The 16,505-nt window shown below is 70.8% G+C and carries 18 protein-coding genes and 1 tRNA gene; 4 read left to right on the forward strand and 15 right to left on the reverse strand.

Going from position 1 to position 16,505, the window contains the following annotated elements; all coding sequences use genetic code 11:
- Positions 1–52 precede the first annotated feature (52 nt).
- The 11 genes from bchI to AAHG03_RS11200 form a co-directional block, all read right to left on the reverse strand.
- Positions 53–1,063, reverse strand: coding sequence for a magnesium chelatase ATPase subunit I (bchI, locus tag AAHG03_RS11150; protein ID WP_342150727.1), 1,011 nt, complete (start codon positions 1,061–1,063; stop codon positions 53–55).
- Positions 1,064–1,403: 340 nt separating this feature from the next.
- Positions 1,404–1,745, reverse strand: a complete 342-nt coding sequence (locus AAHG03_RS11155; RefSeq protein WP_342150728.1) for a hypothetical protein — start codon at positions 1,743–1,745, stop codon at positions 1,404–1,406.
- A gap of 1 nt (position 1,746) precedes the next feature.
- Positions 1,747–2,214 carry a PTS IIA-like nitrogen regulatory protein PtsN gene (gene ptsN, locus AAHG03_RS11160; protein WP_342150729.1) on the reverse strand — a complete coding sequence of 156 codons (468 nt, stop codon included), beginning with the start codon at positions 2,212–2,214 and terminating at the stop codon, positions 1,747–1,749.
- 117 nt (positions 2,215–2,331) lie between these two features.
- Complete coding sequence (gene hpf / locus AAHG03_RS11165) at positions 2,332–2,940, reverse strand: ribosome hibernation-promoting factor, HPF/YfiA family (RefSeq protein ID WP_342150730.1); 609 nt, start codon at positions 2,938–2,940, stop codon at positions 2,332–2,334.
- A gap of 240 nt (positions 2,941–3,180) precedes the next feature.
- Positions 3,181–4,722 (reverse strand): RNA polymerase factor sigma-54, encoded by a 1,542-nt coding sequence (gene rpoN / locus AAHG03_RS11170; protein ID WP_342150731.1) that lies wholly within the window; start codon positions 4,720–4,722, stop codon positions 3,181–3,183.
- Positions 4,723–5,108: 386 nt separating this feature from the next.
- Positions 5,109–5,396, reverse strand: a complete 288-nt coding sequence (locus tag AAHG03_RS11175) for a GIY-YIG nuclease family protein (RefSeq protein ID WP_342150732.1) — start codon at positions 5,394–5,396, stop codon at positions 5,109–5,111.
- A 123-nt stretch (positions 5,397–5,519) separates the two neighbouring features.
- Positions 5,520–6,386: an LPS export ABC transporter ATP-binding protein gene (gene lptB, locus AAHG03_RS11180; RefSeq protein ID WP_342150787.1), complete on the reverse strand. Its 867-nt coding sequence runs from the start codon at positions 6,384–6,386 to the stop codon at positions 5,520–5,522.
- A 16-nt stretch (positions 6,387–6,402) separates the two neighbouring features.
- The gene (locus AAHG03_RS11185; RefSeq protein ID WP_342150733.1) at positions 6,403–7,134 is read right to left on the reverse strand and encodes an LptA/OstA family protein; all 732 of its coding nucleotides are present in this window, start codon (positions 7,132–7,134) and stop codon (positions 6,403–6,405) included.
- On the reverse strand, positions 7,131–7,856 hold the full coding sequence (gene lptC, locus AAHG03_RS11190) for an LPS export ABC transporter periplasmic protein LptC (protein ID WP_342150734.1): 726 nt from the start codon (positions 7,854–7,856) through the stop codon (positions 7,131–7,133). Before lptC ends, AAHG03_RS11185 begins: the two co-directional genes overlap by 4 nt.
- Positions 7,857–8,075: 219 nt before the next feature.
- Complete coding sequence (locus AAHG03_RS11195; RefSeq protein WP_342150735.1) at positions 8,076–8,702, reverse strand: ribonuclease D; 627 nt, start codon at positions 8,700–8,702, stop codon at positions 8,076–8,078.
- 86 nt (positions 8,703–8,788) lie between these two features.
- Positions 8,789–9,154 carry a ComEA family DNA-binding protein gene (locus AAHG03_RS11200; RefSeq protein ID WP_342150736.1) on the reverse strand — a complete coding sequence of 122 codons (366 nt, stop codon included), beginning with the start codon at positions 9,152–9,154 and terminating at the stop codon, positions 8,789–8,791.
- Between the two features lie 249 nt (positions 9,155–9,403).
- Between AAHG03_RS11200 and AAHG03_RS11205 the strand changes: the two genes are divergently transcribed.
- A complete protein-coding gene (locus AAHG03_RS11205) occupies positions 9,404–9,739 on the forward strand; it encodes a CsbD family protein (protein WP_342150737.1) in 336 nt (111 codons plus the stop codon).
- Positions 9,740–9,935: 196 nt separating this feature from the next.
- Here AAHG03_RS11205 and AAHG03_RS11210 read toward each other — a convergent pair whose 3' ends face one another.
- Entirely contained in the window at positions 9,936–11,456 is a 1,521-nt protein-coding gene (locus tag AAHG03_RS11210; protein ID WP_342150738.1) for a sensor domain-containing diguanylate cyclase, read from the reverse strand.
- Positions 11,457–11,701: 245 nt separating this feature from the next.
- On the opposite strand from AAHG03_RS11210, the gene AAHG03_RS11215 reads away from it, so the two are divergent.
- On the forward strand, positions 11,702–13,018 hold the full coding sequence (locus AAHG03_RS11215) for an MFS transporter (protein ID WP_342150739.1): 1,317 nt from the start codon (positions 11,702–11,704) through the stop codon (positions 13,016–13,018).
- A 1-nt stretch (position 13,019) separates the two neighbouring features.
- Here AAHG03_RS11215 and AAHG03_RS11220 read toward each other — a convergent pair whose 3' ends face one another.
- Entirely contained in the window at positions 13,020–13,451 is a 432-nt protein-coding gene (locus AAHG03_RS11220; RefSeq protein WP_342150740.1) for a PaaI family thioesterase, read from the reverse strand.
- Positions 13,452–13,495: 44 nt separating this feature from the next.
- On the opposite strand from AAHG03_RS11220, the gene AAHG03_RS11225 reads away from it, so the two are divergent.
- On the forward strand, positions 13,496–14,059 hold the full coding sequence (locus AAHG03_RS11225; protein ID WP_342150741.1) for a CoA-binding protein: 564 nt from the start codon (positions 13,496–13,498) through the stop codon (positions 14,057–14,059).
- A gap of 298 nt (positions 14,060–14,357) precedes the next feature.
- Here the strand turns inward: AAHG03_RS11225 and AAHG03_RS11230 are convergent, their stop codons facing one another.
- The gene (locus AAHG03_RS11230; protein WP_342150742.1) at positions 14,358–14,783 is read right to left on the reverse strand and encodes an organic hydroperoxide resistance protein; all 426 of its coding nucleotides are present in this window, start codon (positions 14,781–14,783) and stop codon (positions 14,358–14,360) included.
- A 156-nt stretch (positions 14,784–14,939) separates the two neighbouring features.
- Entirely contained in the window at positions 14,940–16,214 is a 1,275-nt protein-coding gene (locus AAHG03_RS11235) for an MFS transporter (RefSeq protein ID WP_342150743.1), read from the reverse strand.
- A 130-nt stretch (positions 16,215–16,344) separates the two neighbouring features.
- Between AAHG03_RS11235 and AAHG03_RS11240 the strand changes: the two genes are divergently transcribed.
- A tRNA-Arg gene (locus AAHG03_RS11240) sits at positions 16,345–16,421 on the forward strand.
- Positions 16,422–16,505: the final 84 nt, after the last annotated feature.

Genomic DNA, 16,505 nt, shown 5'->3' on the forward strand with positions numbered 1-16,505 from the left:
CATGGGGCTCCGCCCCATACCCCGCCAAAGGGATGATCCCTTTGGGAACCCGTTACTCGGGCAATACCTCGGCAATCGCGCGCGCCACCCTGGCGGTCGAGCCGGACTCGTCCAGCGGGTTGCGGCGCAGGCGGTGGCGCAGCGCGCTCGGCGCCACCTGCCGCAGATGGTCGATGCCGACCGTCTCGGCGCCGTCGAGGGCCGCGAGCGCGCGGGCGGTGCGCATCAGCGTGAGTTCGCCGCGCAGGCCGTCGGTGCCGAGCGCGAGGCAGAGCCTCGCCGCCGCCTCCAGCACCGCATCCGGCACTGTAACCGTGCCGAGCCGCTCGCGGGCGGACACGATGCGCTTCTGCAAGACCTTCTCGGTCTTGGCATGCGCGGCGCAGAAGCCGTCGGGGTCGCGCTCGAACGCGTCGCGGCGGCGCACCACCTCGATCCGGGTTGCGATCTCGGTCGGCGTGCCGACCTCGCAGGCGAGGCCGAACCGGTCGAGGAGCTGCGGGCGCAGCTCGCCCTCCTCCGGGTTGCCGCTGCCGACGAGGACGAAGCGGGCCGGATGGCGCAGCGACAGGCCCTCCCGCTCCACCGTGTTGACGCCGGACGCCGCCACGTCGAGCAGCAGGTCCACGAGGTGGTCCTCCAGCAGGTTGACCTCGTCGATGTAGAGGAAGCCGCGGTTGGCCCGCGCCAGCAGCCCCGGCTCGAACGCCTTCTCGCCCCGCGTCAGCGCCCGCTCCAGATCGAGCGCGCCGACCACCCGGTCCTCGGTGGCGCCCAGCGGCAGATCGACCACCGGCACCGGGATCGTGTGGGTCTTTCCCCTGCCTTGCGAACAATGCGGACAGTCGGTGGCCGGGGAATCCGGCGAGCAGGAATAGGGGCAGCCGGCGACCGCACGGATCTTCGGCAGCAGGGCTGCGAGCGCCCGGATCGCGGTGGACTTGCCGGTGCCGCGGTCGCCGAAGACGAGCACGCCGCCCACCGTCGGATCGACCGCGGCGATCAGCAGGGCCCGCTTCATCTCCTCCTGGGCGACGATGGCGGTGAAGGGGAAGGCAGGCACCGGGCGGGGGTTTCCGTGTCTGGCGCCGATGGGGGGTCCGGTGTCACGGACGGTCGGCGAGGTGAACGATCATGCACGATTTTGGGTATCGGGCCAGCCGAGCTTGAGCGTTGTCGGAAACTCACGGTCCGTCATTCCGGGGCCGCGCAGCGGAACCCGGACCCGAAGGGGCGCGCCGGAGGCGTGCAATCCACCCGTGATGCGGGATGCCCGGTCGCAATCGAACCGTCGCGGCCAGTCGTGGATTCCGGGTTCGCTTCGCGCCCCGGAATGACGGCGGTGGTGTTCGAAACCATTCCTCAGGCCGAGTCGGTCCGTTCAGCCCCGATCCAGCTGCCGCTCACAAGCCCTTGCAACGGCTGCGCAGCAACCCGCCGAACTCCTTCTCCGACCCCTGGACCTGACTGAGGCGTTCGGCCCGTTCCGGCCCCGACAGGCAGCGGCCGTAGACGCCGGCGATGCGGCGCATGGTGTCGACGTGGCGGCGCCAGACGCGACAGCGGCTCGCCTCGTCGTCGCCCGCGCTCTCCAGCTGGTCGAGGGCTTGGCGCTGCATCGAGTTCGCCACCAGCACGTCGCGGGCGCAGGTCGCGTCGCCCTGCGCGAGGGCGGGCGTGAGGCTCGCAGCCAGGAGGAGGCCGGCAAGGAAGCCATGAAGGCCCGGAAGGAGCGGCGAAGTCATGTCAGGCGGCCTGGGTCGTGGGACCGTGGGCGAGCAGCGCGTAGAGCGCGGTGGCGTCGCGGGCGGTGCGGATGCGCTCCAGCATGCCGGGCTCGCGCAGCACGCGGGCGACCTGGGCCAGCGCCTTGAGATGGTCGGCGCCCGCGCCCTCGGGAGCGAGCAGCAGGAAGGCGACGTCGATCGGCTGGCCGTCGAGGGCGTCGAAATCCACCGGCTTCTCCAGCCGGGCGACGAGGCCGAACAGCTTGCCCAGCCGCGCCAGCTTGCCGTGCGGGATCGCCACGCCGTCGCCGATGCCGGTGGAGCCGAGACGCTCGCGCTGGAGCAGCGTCTCGAAGATATCGCGCTCGGCCAAGTCCGGCAGATGCCGGGCCGAGTGGGCGGCGAGTTCTTGGAGCGCGTGCTTCTTGTCCCGCGCGCGCAGCGACGGGACGACGGCGTCCTGACTCAGGAAATCCAGGATCGGCATGAAGACACAACGCCTTGTCGGCGGAATCCATCCATCGATCCCGCACTCGTGTACGAGGCGCCGGGGCCGGTCGAACGGCCCGGCCCTCGGGGAAGCACGCCTCGGACCGGGCGTGTCTCAGGCGCGCTCGTCCGGAGGATCGACCCACCCGATCGCGCCATCGCTGCGCCGATATACGACGTTGATGCGCCCCGTGCCAGCGTGAACGAAGACGACGACGGGGGCGCCGGTGAGGTCGAGCGCCGTCACCGCCTCGCTGACAGACTGGCGGCGCAGCGTCCGGGTGCTCTCGGCGACCACCGGTGGGTGCTCGCCGGCCTCGGTCTCGTCCTCGGCGGGCTCGTCGTCCACCTCGTCATCGGGGGCCGCGAACACGGCGTAGGCCGCCTCGACCGCGGCGCCGTTCTGCGCGCCGGCGCCGTGGTCCTTGAGCTTGTGCTTGTAGCGGCGCAGGCGCTTCTCCAGCCGGTCCGCGGTCTGCTCGAAGCTCGCATGCGCGTCGTGCGCGTTGCCCGAGGCCTCCAGCGTCAGGCCGGTGGTGAGATGGAGCACGCAATCCGTGCGGTAGGCCGTGCCGTCGCGCCGGAGCGTGACGTGGCCCGTGCAGGTGCTGCTCATGTGCGGGTCGAGGTATTTCGCGAGCGTCGCCGCCATCCGGTCCTCGACCCGGCCCCGCAGAGCCGTCCCGAGATCGAGGCCATGCCCCGTGACCCGCAAACCTGCCATCGATGTCTCCGATCTCCTCCCGAGGCATCGAGAGTTAGAAAGCGGGACTCGGCAAGTCAACGAAAAGGCAAGCCGACTTCTCGCTTGGCCTCAGGCGCCGGCGGCCGCGTCCGCGGCCTTAGGCTATCGCTCCGCTAGACGCCTCGGCTGGTGCCGAGGCCGCTCAAGCGGGGCGCTCTTCGCGCCCATCGATACGGCGCTGCCGCCCAATCTAAGGAGTCGTCTGCGGCTCGCTGCCCGTCACCGCCCGGCGTGCGCCATCCTGGCCCGCCGCCGCTCGATCGAGGAGGGAATCCGCAGCGATTCCCGGTACTTCGCCACGGTGCGCCGGGCGATATCGACGCCCTCGTCGCGCAGGCGCTGGACCAGGGCGTCGTCGGAGAGCACGTCGGCGGCCTCGGCATCGACGAGCTGCTTGATGCGGTGGCGCACGGCCTCCGAGGAATGGGCGGCGGCGCCCGCCGCGCCGGGGATCGCGGCGGTGAAGAAGTACTTCATCTCCAGCGTGCCGCGGCTGGTGCCGATCGACTTGTTGGAGGTGACCCGCGAGACGGTCGATTCGTGCATGCCGATCGCCTCGGCGACCGTCTTGAGGTTGAGCGGGCGCAGATGCGCGACGCCGTGCAGGAAGAACGCGTCCTGCTGGCGCACGATCTCGGTGGCGACCTTGAGGATGGTGCGCGCCCGCTGCTCCAGGCTGCGGGTGAGCCAGTTCGCCGTCTGCAGGCACTCGGACAGGAACGCCTTGTCGCCCTCCGCCACCGCGCCCTTCGAGACGCGGGCGTAGTAGCTCTGGTTGACCAGCACGCGGGGCAGCGCCTCGCCGTTCAGCTCCACCAGCCACGAGCCGTCGGGGGCCGCGCGCACGAACACGTCGGGGATCAGCACCTCGACGGCCTGGGCGCCGAAGGCTCGGCCGGGCTTCGGGTCGAGCCGGCGGATCTCCGCCAGCATCTCGACGAGATCCTCGTCGTCGACGCCGCAGAGCTTGCGCAGGGCGGGAAAGTCGCGCTTGGCCACGAGGTCGAGGCGCGAGACCAGCGCCTCCATCGCCGGATCGAACCGGTCCTGCTCGCGCAGCTGGATCGCGAGGCATTCGGCGAGGTCACGCGCCGCCACGCCCGGCGGATCGAAGGTCTGGACGAGCTTGAGGACGCGGGCCACGTCGTCGAGCCGGGCGCCGAGCCGCTCGGACACGGCGTCGATCGACTCGCGGAGATACCCCGCCTCGTCCACGGCATCGATCAGGAAGCTGCCGATCAGCCGGTCGAAGGGCGACGACGTGGCGAGGTCGAGCTGCGCCACCAGATGCTCGCGCAAACTGGTCTCGGCGGTGAGGCTCGCCTCAAAATCGGGGGCCTCGCCGTCGAAGCTGCCGCCGGTGTTGCCGTAGGGCGCGGGCGTCAGCGAGAGCTGGTCGCCGCCGGCCTGCTCGCGCGGGGCCGGGTTCTCGTCGGCGAAGACGTTGTCGAGGCGGGTGTCGAGCGCGCTCTCCATCTCGCTGCGGCTCGACGTCATGTCGTGGTCGAGCCAGGATTCCGGCTCGGGCGCCTCGCCGCCGTCGTAGTCGCCGCCGGACTCAGGGGCGGATTCCGGCGCCTCGCGCTCCGGCGCGGCCTCGCCCTCGGCGCGTTCGAGAAGCGGATTGCGCTCCAGCTCGGCATCGACATAGGCTGCGAGATCGAGCTGCGAGAGTTGCAGCAGCTTGATCGCCTGCAGGAGCTGCGGGGTCATCACCAGGGCCTGGCCCTGGCGCATCTCCAACCGTTGCAGCAGACTCATGGCGACGCCTAACCCCCGAGCAGCGTTGACGAATCACGATCCTTGCCGGGACCGCGCCGGTTTCGGCACAATTCTTGCTCCTTCATTTGAAAGGTCTAGCCCCTCCCCGCGCGCCCGTCAAAGCGTGATTGGCCCACGCCCCCGGGAAAACCCTCCGCCGCGGCACGGGCGCCACAGGGCGTTACGGACACGCCGACGCAATGAGGCTCACCGGGCGCCAATAAAGTGTTGCGCGCGAAGCCGTGAGTGCGGGGACTGGTTGAGAGAGGGTTAGCGGGGCCCAGCGCTTCGAAATCGCCTCAGAACTCCCGCGCCGTCATTGCGAGGCGGAGCCGAAGCAATCCAGAGCGCCACGGTGCCGAACAGGGCGCACGAAATCCGCTGCGTCAGGCCAGATCGCCGTAGAGATCGCGCCAATCCGGATTGAACGTCTCGATCATCACCCTCTTCGCGTCGCGCGAGCCAGCCTCGATCTGCTTTTCGCGAGCGATGGCATCGAGCATCGTCGCGTGCATCTCGTACCAGACGAGGAATTTGCAGCGGTAGCGCGTGGTGAAGCCTGCGAGCAGGCCCTCGCGATGCTCGTGGACGCGGCGGGAGAGGTTCGCGGTGACGCCCGTGTAGAGCGTGCCGTTCCGGCCGCTGGCCATGATGGAGACGGCCGGTTGCCGCATTCCGGTTGCGCCCGCTCGCTCGATCTTGCCGCGTCGCGCCCTGGATTGCTTCGGCTCCGCCTCGCAATGACGGCGCGGGCATTCTGAGCCGTTTTGCGAGCGACGAAGCGAGAAAATACGTTCCTACAGCCGAAAATCCTCGCCCAGATACAGCCGCCGCGCATCCTCGTTCGCCACGATCTGCTCGGGCGTGCCCTCGGTGAGGATGCGGCCGGAATGGGCGATGTAGGCGCGGTCGATCAGGCCCAGCGTCTCGCGGACGTTGTGGTCGGTGATGAGCACGCCGATGCCGCGCTGCTTGAGGTGCTTCACCAAGTCCTGGATGTCGCCGACCGCGATCGGGTCGATGCCGGCGAAGGGCTCGTCGAGGAGCATGAAGGTCGGCGAGGAGGCCAAGGCGCGAGCGATCTCGCAGCGGCGGCGCTCGCCGCCCGACAGCGCGATCGAGGGCGACTTGCGAAGCCGCGCGATGTCGAACTCTTCGAGCAGCGATTCGAGCTTGCGCTCGCGCGCCTTGCGGTCGGGCTCGGCGACTTCGAGCACCGCGCGGATGTTGTCCTCGACGGTGAGGCCGCGGAAGATCGAGGCTTCCTGGGGCAGATAGCCGATGCCGAGGCGCGCGCGCTGGTACATCGGCAGATGGGTGATCTCCATCCCGTCGAGGCTGATGAAGCCGCGGTCGGCCGGGACGAGGCCGGTGATCATGTAGAAGATCGTGGTCTTGCCCGCGCCGTTGGGGCCGAGCAGCCCCACCGCCTCGCCGTTGTGGACGGTGAGCCCGGCCTCGTGGACGACGGTGCGGGCGCCGTAGCTCTTGCGCAGGCCCTGCACGTAGAGGACGCCCTGCCCGCCCTCGCCCACCGTCTGGCCGGCCTCGGCGCGCGGCGCGGACCGGCCGCGGCCGAAGAGGCGGCCGAACAGGCCGCCCGCGCGGGGCCGCCCGGTCGGCTTCGCGTCGGCGCCCGCGCGCAGCGGAGCCGCCACCGGCATCGCGGCGCCCGTCACGTCAGTTCGCCTGCGCCCGCGTCTTCGGGGCGGGCTTTTCCGCCGCGGCCTTCGTGCCGGGCTTGCCCGCCACCGCCGGCTGGGCGCAGCCCTTCGGGCCCGCCGTGCCCGATTTCCCTTGGGCGTCGCCCCCCTGCCCCGGCACGAACATCGCGGAGACGCGCCCGCCCGCCACCGGGTCCATGTTCGCCCGGCCCGTGGCCATGTCGTAGACGAGGCGTGAGCCGCGGGTGACGTTCTGGCACTGGCTGAGCACGACGTTGCCCGTCAGGATGATGCGCTTGGCCTCCTGATCGAACACCGCGTTGTCGCCGGTGGCGACCTGATCCTTCTGCGAGACCGTCACGGGGCCGGCGCACTCGACCTTGCGGATGCCGTTGCCGGCCAGCGCATTCGCGTCCTTGGGCTTTTCCGCTTCCACTTCGGCGGCCTTGCCTGCTTCCTTGCCGGGGTCCTTGTCGCGGTCGCGTTTGTAGTGGACGGTCAGCGTCGAGCAGCGGATCGTGCTGTCGCTCTGCACGGCGACGACGTTGCCGGCGAAGACCGCCTTGCTCTCCTTGTCGAACACGTCGAGCCGGTCGGCGTCGATCTTGATCGGCCCCTTGCCGCCGCCGACGGTGCCGAGCGGGGCGGGTTTCCCGTCCTTCGGCGCCTGCGCCACGGCGCCCGCGCCCGGCGCGGTGAGCGCGAGTGCCAGGGCGGCGAGCAGGGCCCGCGTGACGGGGCGGCTCATCGGGCCGTCTCCGACGCCTCGGCGGCGGAGGTGCGGATGCGATCCGACGCCTTTTGCGCCTCCTCGCCGTGGAACACCGCCTGGACCCGGCCGACGAAGGAGATCACCCGGCCGTTCTCGATCACGTCGAGGCTGTCGGCATTGATCGAGCCCGAGGGCACCGTGACGGTGACGGGCTTGGTCGAATGGACGCTGCCGGCCTTGAAGTCGACGGTGGCGACCGAGAGGCGGATTTCCTCGCCCTTGTCGGTCCAGAGGCGGATGTCGTTCTCGAGGTTGAGCGAGTCCTTGCTCGAATCGAACACGCCTCCTTCAGCCTGCAGATAGGCGCGCCCGCCCTTGTCGTCGGTGGCGACGTGGCCCTTCATCGCCTGCAGCTCGATAATGCTGGGCTTGCGCACGTCCTGCTGCGCGGCGGTGGCGGTGATCTCGTAGCCGCGCTCGCCCTTGCGGAAGCCGGAGAGCCGCGGGCTCTCCATCGTGACCTTGGTGCCGGAGACCGAGATCGGCCCGAACTCGACCGCCGGCAGCGCCGAGGAGAGCGGCCCCCACAGCACGAAGCCGGCGAGCCCCAGCACGGCGAGGCCGGCGGCGGCGGGGATGACGCGGCGGAGCGTGCGCACCTGGGCGCTGTGGCGGCGCGCGCGGCCATGCGCCTTGCGGCGGCGCGCGGTCAGCACGTCGGCGCCCGTGTCCGTCCGAGGGGTGTCGGCCACCTGCATCGCGTTCCCGAGAGGGTCGGCGCGTGCGGTCGCGCCAGGGCCGGCCGGATGGCCCGCCGCAATGGCGAAGTTATGGCCTCGATTGGAAGAAATGATCAACGCCGCCCGCGTGCGCCCCCGCACCGACGCGCGTGCGAAACCGCCCCGAACCCACCCGTTTGCGCAGTCCGACCGTGCCCGTTGCACGGCCGCATCACGTCGGCAGCTTCAGGCAAGGGATCAGGAATGCGCGAAAATGTCGGTCTCGGGCCATCCGGCGAGGTCGAGTCGGGCCCGCGTCGGCAGGAAGGCGAAGCAGGCCAGCGCCAGATCGGTGCGGCCCTCGCGGGCCAGCATCGCGTCGAGCCGCTCGCGCGCCGCGTGGAGATGCAGCACGTCGGACGCCGCGTAGTCGATCTGCGCCTGGCTGAGGGTCTCGGCGCCCCAGTCGGAGGATTGCTGCTGCTTGGAGAGATCGACGCCGACGCATTCGCGCACGACGTCCTTCAGCCCGTGCCGGTCGGTGTAGGTGCGGGCGAGCTTCGAGGCGATCTTGGTGCAGTAGACCGGCCCCGGCATCACCCCGAAGGCCTGGAACAGCACCGCGAGGTCGAACCGGGCGAAGTGGAAGATCTTCAGCACGTTCGCGTCGCCGAGCACCTGCTTCAGCCGCTCGGCCGGATCGCCGGGGCGCACCTGCACCACGTCCGCCGTGCCGTCGCCGCGGGAGATCTGCACCACGCAGAGCCGGTCGCGATGGGGGTTGAGCCCGAGCGTCTCGGTGTCGATGGCGATCGCCGGGCCGGGCTCGAAATCGGCCGGCAGGTCGCCGCGATGCAGTCGGATCTTCTGGCTGTGTGCGGACATCGGCTGCGGCTTGAATACAGGTAAGGGGCTGCGGGCGCGCCTAGCACCCTCGCAGCCCCCTCGAAAGTCCGCTCAGGCGTGCCGGCTCACTTTTGCCGGGCGATGATCTTGTCCTTGATGTCGGCGTAGACCGCCTCGGGGATGATCTTCTTGTGCACGAGGTCGTCCTTGCCGCGGTACGGGCGGCCCTTGACGATGGCGGCCGAGCGCGCCTCGCCGATGCCCTTGAGCTGGCTCAGTTCCTGGGCCGAGGCGGAGTTGATGTCGACGAGGTCCGTCTTCTCGGCGGGGGACGCGGGCTTGGCCGCCTCGGGCTTCATCGGCGGGCTCGCGGGCGCGGCGGTCGGGGGCTTGGGCGCCGTGGGGGCGGCGGGACTGGGCGTCTGCGCCAGCGCCGGGGCGGCGAGCAGGGCGAAGGTGGCGGCAAAGGTGGCGATACGGGACGCGCGCATGTCGATCTCCCGACATCCGGCCCCGGCGGGGCCGGCGGATGGCTGCCGGCGTCGCGGGCCCAAGGATTCCCTCGGTGCCGCGCCGGCACCCTCACGGTTAGGCCCGGCCGGTTGAACCGCGTTTGAACGGGGATGGCGCCGGCTTTGTCACGCGCCGACCGGAACCGGGCCGGATGCGGGCCGTTCAGGCACCGCCGCCGGGCGGTGCGTTCCTCGGTTTCGCGCCCGGCCCCAGATGAGGAGAACCCCATGGTCGACACCGACAGGATCACCGGCGCCGCGCGCGACCTCGGCGGCCGGATTCAGGGCGCGGTCGGCGACCTGACCGGCTCGCGCCGCGACTCGGCGGAAGGCCGCCTGCGCGAGGCGCAAGGCACGGCGGAGAACCTCTACGGGCAGGCCAAGGACGCCGTGCGCCACGCGGCCGACGAGGCCTACGACTACGCCGAGGACGCCTACGAGCGCGGGCGCCACGCCGTGCGCGAGGGCCACGACCGCTCCGCCGAGTGGCCGCACGTCTCGCTGGTGGTAGCCGGCCTCGTCGGCTTCGGCCTCGGCCTGCTGGTCGCCGCCCGGCGCGATTGAGGGTGGCGATCCGGTTCCGGAGCGGCGTTGGATCAGGGGCGGGGTCGTAGCCCCGCTCTCCCCGCCGTCATTCTGGGGCTCGCCAAAGGCGAGAACCCGGAATCCACCCGTGATGCGACGCCCCTCGCACCGTCGCGGCCAGTCGTGGATTCCGGGTTCCGCTGCGCGGCCCCGGAATGACGGGTGGTGAAGCTGATCACGCCTCGACGAGCCGCAACGTCTTCGGCTCCATCCGGGGCGCGCTTTGTGTCTGGTTCCGGCCCCCCGCCTTGGCCGCGTAGAGCGCGGCATCCGCCCGGCGGTAGAGGGCGTCGGCGGTGTCCGCCGCGTCCTGGGGGCCGAGGGCGAGGCCGATGCTCACCGTCACGGCGCCCGCCTCGATCCCGGCCTCGGGGATCGCGAGGCGGGCGACCGCGGCGTGCAGCCCGGCGGCGATGCGGGCGGTTCCCGCCGCGTCGGTCTCGGGCAGCAGAATCGCGAATTCCTCGCCGCCGATGCGGCAGACGAGGTCGCCCGGCCGCTGAACGGCGCGCGAGAGCCGGTTCCCGAGCCCCCGCAGCAGGGCGTCGCCGACGCCGTGGCCGCAGCGGTCGTTCCAGCCCTTGAAGTGATCGACATCGACCACGAGCAGCGCCAGAGGCGCGCCGGAGCGCCGCGCCTCGGCCCAGCGCAGGGCCAGCATCTCGTCGTAGCGGCGGCGGTTGGCCAGCCCCGTGAGCCCGTCGGTCAGCGACAGCCGCGCAAGTTCGGCCTGCATCGCGGCGCTGCGGCGCAACTCGCGCCCGAACAGCAGCGAGAGTGCGATGGCGAGCCCGCACAGCGCCAGCACCGCGAGCCCGATGACGAGGGCCTTGTCGCGCCACTCGGCCTCGATCTCCCGCACCGAGACCGCGACGTTGAGGATCAGCGGCAGGTCGCCGACCCGGGTGAAGCTGTAGAGGCGCTCGATGTCGTCGCGCCCCGAGCGGGCGGTGAAGCGGCCGCTGCGGGCGGCCAGATACGTCGCGAAATTCGGCTGCCCGGCGATGCTGGCACCGATATCGTCCTCCCGCTGGGGATGGCGCATGAGGTGGGTGCCGTCGCGCAGGTAGAGGTTGATCCCGCTGTCCTTCCCCAGGACGACGCGCTCGAAGATCCCGCTGAAATAGGACAGCTTGAGGCTGCCGAGCACCACGCCGCCGAACGAGCCGTCCGGCCGGTCGATCCGGCGGCTCAGCACCACGATCGGCACGCCCAGAACCCGCGAGATCAACGGTGGGCTGATGTGGAGGCCGAGATCGGCCCGCTCCCGGTGAACCTTGAAGTAGGCCCGGTCGGCGTTGTTGAGGTGCTTCGAGGGCATCCCGCTGACATCGATGACGTTGTCGCCGTTCTCGTCGAGGACGATGAGCGCGCCCATGTCCCGCGTGGTCCCGGCCCGGCCGAACAGGATGAGCTGGCGCAGGTGCGGGCTCGTCTCGCTCAGGCCGCTGGCCTTCATGTTGTCGATGACGGCGCGCAGCGTCAGGTCGATCAGCTCGACGTTGCGGGCGATGTCGCGCTCGATCACCTGCAGCAGGTTCTGGGAGGTCTGCTCCGCCCGCTCCCAGGCGTCGCGCCGCATGTCGAGCAGCATCGAGACGGACAGGGCCAGCATGCCGAGCGGCGCGAGCACGCCCAGCACGATCCAGGTTCGGGCGGAGCGGAGCCTTGGCGCGAGGCTCGGCGGGCGGATCATCGGGGTATTGCCCCTCGTTTCGTGACGCGCATTGGCCCACGGACGGCTTAAGAACCCCTTTCGCCGCCTAGATGATGGGCACGGCGCCACATCCTCCGCGTGTTCCATCGTGGACACGAAAATGTGAAGATCGCCGCAGGATGACGGGGCGGCCCGGCGCGGAACCCTCCGCCCCGATGCGGTTTAGCGCGGCGCAGCGACGACCGGCGCCGTCCGGCCCCTCCCCTCCCACCGCGAGACCGCCGATGGTGCCCGATCCGCGATCCTCCGCCGCAGCCCCGGAGCGTCAGCCCTCGCGCCCGGCCCTGCGCGGCCTCGACGCGCTCAACTTCACGCTCGCCGACGTGCGCGACGGCCTCGGGCCCTATCTGGCGATCTACCTTCTGGCGGTGCGCGGGCCGGAGCAGGGCTGGAACGAGGCGACCATCGGCCTCGTCATGACGATTGCCGGCATCGCCGGCCTCATCGCCCAGACGCCCGCGGGCGCCCTGATCGACCGCAGCCGCAACAAGCGCGCCATCGTCATCGCCGCCGCGGTGGCGGTGACGCTGAGCTGCCTCGTCCTGCCGTGGATCTCGAACTTCGCGCTGGTCGCGGCGACGCAGTCGATCTCGGCCATCGCCGGGGCGATCTTTCCGCCCGCGCTCGCCGGCATCACGCTCGGCATCGTCGGGCCGAAATACTTCGCCAAGCAGATCGGCCGCAACGAGGGCTTCAACCACGCCGGCAACGCCGTCTCGGCGATGCTGGCGGGCGGGCTCGCCTACCTGTTCGGGCCGATCGTCGTGTTCTGGCTGATGGGCATCCTGGCCGCCGCCTCGATCGGCGCGATGCTGATGGTTCCTGCCAAGGATATCGACGACGACCTCGCCCGCGGCCTCGACCATGCCGAGGACCAGGGCGGCGAGCAGCCCTCGGGCCTCAGCCTGCTCCTGCGGAACAAGCACCTGATGCTGTTCGCGGGGCTGTGCGCCGCCTTCCATCTCGCCAACGCGGCGATGCTGCCCTCCGTCGGCCAGCTCCTGACCAAGGTGGTGGGGAAGGACTACGCGACCTCGCTCATCGCCATCTGCATCGTCGCGGCCCAGCTCGTCATGGTGCCGGTCGCCGTGATGGTCGGGCGCAAGGCCGACCAGTTCGGCCGCAAGCCCATCTTCCTGGCCGCCTTCGGCTTCCTGGCCCTGCGCGGCGCGCTCTATACCTTCTCGGACAACCCGTTCTGGCTGGTGGCCGTGCAGTGCCTCGACGGCATCGGCGCGGGCATCTTCGGCGCGCTGTTCCCCATCGTCGTGGCCGACCTGACCCGCGGCACCGGGCGCTTCAACGTCGCGCAGGGGGCGGTGGCGACCGCGCAGGGGCTCGGCGCCTCGTTCAGCGCGACGCTGGCCGGCGTCATCATCGTCGGCGCAGGGTACTCCGCCGCCTTCCTCGTGCTGGCCGCGATCGCGGCGGCGTGCTTCGTGGTCTACTTGATGTTCATGCCCGAGACCTACGGCTACGAGCCGAAGCCGGGAGGGGCCAAAAACTCTGCGGTCCCGCCCACCGTGGTCCCCGCGGAGTAGGTCAGCGTTCGGGCGGGATCGAGTAGGTGCCGGTGGCGTGGCAGACGATGTCCTCGCTGCCCGCGCTGCGCAGCGCCACCTCGCCGACCGCGAGGCGGCGCCCGAGCTTGAGCAGGCGGCACTCGGCGAACAGCGCGCCGGGGCCGGGTTTGCGCAGGAAGTTGAACGAGAGGCTGGTCGTCACCGTGAGGCCGACGGGGCCGATATTGGCCAGGATCGCGGCGTAGAGCGCGTAGTCGGCGAGCGCCATCATGGCGGGACCCGAGACGGTGCCGCCGGGGCGCAGATGCCGCTCGTCGCCGTCGAGCCGCATCCGGGCGGAGAGCGGGCCGACCGCCTCCAGATGGTAGGCGCGTTCCCCGGCATTCATCTGCGGGAAGTCGCGGTCGAGGAAGGCGATCGTTTCCTCGAGGGTCATCGTGGTCGCGCTCATGCTCCGCCTTGCAGCACGGCCCGGCTTGCCCGACAAGGGCCGTCATGATCCCGACCCTCGACGGCGCTCCCGAAGGCCTCGCGACGCGGCACGACCGCTACGCGGACGCGCGGATTCGTGAGATACTCAAACAAACCTACTCGATCGCACTCGTCGGCGCCTCGGCCAATCCCGCGCGCCCGAGCTACATCGTGTTCAAATACCTGTCCGAGCGCGGGTACAGCGTGACCCCGGTCAATCCGGGGCTCGCCGGCCAGACCCTGCTCGGCCGCCCGGTGGTGGGCCGCCTCGCCGATCTCCCCGGCCCGGTCGACATGGTCGAGATTTTTCGCAACTCCGCTGCCGCCGGACCGCTGGTGGACGAGGCGCTCGCGCTGCCGACCCCGCCGAAGGTGATCTGGATGCAACTCGGCGTGCGCGACGACGCGGCCGCCGCGCGCGCGGAAGCCGCGGGTGTCGCCGTCATCATGAACCGCTGCCCGAAGATCGAGTACGGGCGGCTGTCGGGCGAGATCGGCTGGACCGGGGTGAACTCGCGGATCATTTCCGCCCGGAAGCCGGTGATGGCCAAGGGCGGGGTGCAGAAGCGGACGATCGACGCGTCGTAGCGATGGGCGGCACACCGCCGGACGGCACACCCGCACCGTCATCGCGAGGCGGAGCCGAAGCGATCCAGGGCGCGCGCTTTTTGGAAAAGGCGAGACCGCGCCGACGACGTAGCCGCGTGCGTGCGCTTTCCTGACAGTGCGGAGCACTGGATTGCGTCAGTTCCGCCTCGCAATGACGGCGTGCTTGAACCGGTCACGCCAACGCGTTGTCCAGCAACGAAAAATGGCGGCACCGCGCCAACAAGAATGCGCCCCCGGCCGAAGCCGGGAGCGCCTTCGAAGAGTCCCGCGGAGAAAATCAGGCCACCGTCAGCCCGACATCCACGTTCCCGCGCGTCGCATTCGAATACGGGCAGATCTGGTGCGCCGCATCGACGAGGCGCTGGGCGTCGGCGCGGTCGAGGCCGGGGAGATCGACCGTGAGGTCGGCAGTGATGCCGAAGCCGCCTTCCGAGCACGGGCCGATGCCGACGGTGGCGGTGACCTTGGTCTCGGCCGGGACCTTCAGCTTGAGCTGGCCGCCCGCGACCTTGAGGGCGCCGAGGAAGCAGGCGGAGTAGCCCGCGGCGAAGAGCTGCTCGGGGTTGGCGCCGGAGCCGCCCGCGCCGCCGAGTTCCTTCGGGGTCGAGAGCGCGACCTCGAAGCTGCCGTCCTCGGTGCGGGCGGAGCCGTCGCGGCCGCCGGTGGCGGAGGCGGTGGTGCGGTACTTCACATCGACGGGCATGGTCTGTCCTCGGGGTCTCGAAGGGTCGGGGGGCCGATCCGTTCGGCTTGAGGCGGAGATAGGCGATAACCCGATTGTGCGCAATCTAGATTTTGCGAATGGGTATGCGTTGCCCGCAGGTCGCCTCGCCCGATTCCGGCCTTGTCGCCGGTCGGGTCATGCCCCGCGCCCGGTCTCCGGCATGGCGAGGACGGCCAGCAGGCTGATCCCGGCGGCGACCGCGAGGTAGAGCCCGACGAGGCCGATACCGCCCTGGCCCACGAGCCACTGCGCCGCGAACGGCGCGCCCGCGGCCCCGACGATGCCCGCGAGGTTGTAGGTGACGGAGGCGCCGGTGTAGCGCACGCGGGTCGGGAACAGCTCGGGCAGGAGCGCGCCCATCGGCCCGAAGATCCAGCCCATGGCGAAGAGCGCCAGGCAGAGGAAGCCGAGCACGAGGGCCGGCTCGCCGCCGCCCAGCATCGGCCCGATCGCGCCGCCCAGCGCCGCGGTGACGGCGAGCCCCGACAGCATCACGGGCTTGCGCCCGAACCGGTCGGCGGCGGCGCCCGACAGCGGGATCGCCAGCGCCATGAACAGGATCGCCACGCACTCGAACAGCAGGAAGGTTTTGCGCGGGTAGCCGAGCGTCGCGGTGCCGTAGCTCAGCGCGAACACGGTCGAGAGGTAGAACACGGCGTAGGCCGCCACCATCGCCAGCGTCCCGAGCAGCGTCGCCCGCCGATGCGCGGCAAAGATCGTGGCGAGCGGCACCCGCTCCGGCGGCGCCTCGGCCAGCGCGGCGCGGAAGGCCGGCGTCTCGGTGAGCTTCAGGCGCACGTAGAGGCCGACCGCGACGAGCGCGGCGGAAGCCAGGAACGGCAGGCGCCAGCCCCAGGATTCGAACGCCTCCTGGGACAGCCCGACGCTGAGGCCCAGGAACAGGAGGTTCGCTGCAATGAACCCCACCGGCGCGCCGAGCTGCGGAAAGACGCCGTAGAGCGCCCGCCGTCCCGGCGGTGCGTTCTCGACGGCGAGAAGCGCGGCCCCGCCCCATTCCCCGCCGAAGCCTAGGCCCTGGCCGAAGCGGAGCAGGCAGAGCAGCGCGGGCGCCCACCAGCCGATCGCATCGTAGCCCGGCAGGCAGCCGATCAGCACGGTCGAGACGCCCATGATCATCAGCGAGGCCACCAGCGTGGCTTTGCGCCCGACCCGGTCTCCGAAATGCCCGAACGCCGCCGCCCCCACGGGCCGCGCCACGAAGGCGATGGCGAAGGTGGCGAAGGCCTGGAGCGTCTGCACGCCGGGCTGTCCGGCCGGAAAGAAGATCGGTCCGATCACCAGCGCGGCGGCGGTGGCGTAGATGTAGAAATCGTAGAACTCGATCGCGGTGCCGACGAAGCTCGCGATCAGGATGCGGCGCGGGGACGGTGGAGTCGGGGCGGTGGTCATCGGCTCCACGTTTTCTCGGCTCGAAATCTGCAGTCGGGCGCCCCGGCTTTGCGGGAGCGGCGCGCCCAAGGCAATGCGCCCGCCGATCGGGTTGGCGCTGCCGCGCAACGATGCTAGGTGTCTCAGCCACGTCTCCGTAGCTCAGCCGGACAGAGCACAGGTTTCCTAAACCTGGGGTCGGAGGTTCGATTCCTCCCGGGGACGCCATTTACACCAAGGGCTTAACTCCGAGGCAGTGTGACCTTGCCCCGCCTGCCCTGCGTTAGGTGATTCGTTGTTGTCGCCCAGGCA

Source organism: Methylorubrum subtropicum, assembly GCF_038442325.1.
Taxonomy (GTDB): Bacteria; Pseudomonadota; Alphaproteobacteria; order Rhizobiales; family Beijerinckiaceae; genus Methylobacterium; species Methylobacterium subtropicum.

Coding starts and splice junctions, on each gene's coding strand:
- lptB (WP_342150787.1), bottom strand. CDS start 6,386: ATGCCGGTGGCGGCTCCGCTGCGCGCGGGCGCCGACGCGAAGCCGACC.
- AAHG03_RS11210 (WP_342150738.1), bottom strand. CDS start 11,456: ATGATCCGCCCGCCGAGCCTCGCGCCAAGGCTCCGCTCCGCCCGAACC.
- AAHG03_RS11155 (WP_342150728.1), bottom strand. CDS start 1,745: ATGACTTCGCCGCTCCTTCCGGGCCTTCATGGCTTCCTTGCCGGCCTC.
- AAHG03_RS11205 (WP_342150737.1), top strand. CDS start 9,404: ATGGTCGACACCGACAGGATCACCGGCGCCGCGCGCGACCTCGGCGGC.
- hpf (WP_342150730.1), bottom strand. CDS start 2,940: ATGGCAGGTTTGCGGGTCACGGGGCATGGCCTCGATCTCGGGACGGCT.
- ptsN (WP_342150729.1), bottom strand. CDS start 2,214: ATGCCGATCCTGGATTTCCTGAGTCAGGACGCCGTCGTCCCGTCGCTG.
- rpoN (WP_342150731.1), bottom strand. CDS start 4,722: ATGAGTCTGCTGCAACGGTTGGAGATGCGCCAGGGCCAGGCCCTGGTG.
- AAHG03_RS11185 (WP_342150733.1), bottom strand. CDS start 7,134: ATGAGCCGCCCCGTCACGCGGGCCCTGCTCGCCGCCCTGGCACTCGCG.
- AAHG03_RS11220 (WP_342150740.1), bottom strand. CDS start 13,451: ATGAGCGCGACCACGATGACCCTCGAGGAAACGATCGCCTTCCTCGAC.
- AAHG03_RS11225 (WP_342150741.1), top strand. CDS start 13,496: ATGATCCCGACCCTCGACGGCGCTCCCGAAGGCCTCGCGACGCGGCAC.
- AAHG03_RS11215 (WP_342150739.1), top strand. CDS start 11,702: ATGGTGCCCGATCCGCGATCCTCCGCCGCAGCCCCGGAGCGTCAGCCC.
- AAHG03_RS11195 (WP_342150735.1), bottom strand. CDS start 8,702: ATGTCCGCACACAGCCAGAAGATCCGACTGCATCGCGGCGACCTGCCG.
- lptC (WP_342150734.1), bottom strand. CDS start 7,856: ATGCAGGTGGCCGACACCCCTCGGACGGACACGGGCGCCGACGTGCTG.
- AAHG03_RS11175 (WP_342150732.1), bottom strand. CDS start 5,396: ATGCGGCAACCGGCCGTCTCCATCATGGCCAGCGGCCGGAACGGCACG.
- AAHG03_RS11235 (WP_342150743.1), bottom strand. CDS start 16,214: ATGACCACCGCCCCGACTCCACCGTCCCCGCGCCGCATCCTGATCGCG.
- AAHG03_RS11200 (WP_342150736.1), bottom strand. CDS start 9,154: ATGCGCGCGTCCCGTATCGCCACCTTTGCCGCCACCTTCGCCCTGCTC.
- AAHG03_RS11230 (WP_342150742.1), bottom strand. CDS start 14,783: ATGCCCGTCGATGTGAAGTACCGCACCACCGCCTCCGCCACCGGCGGC.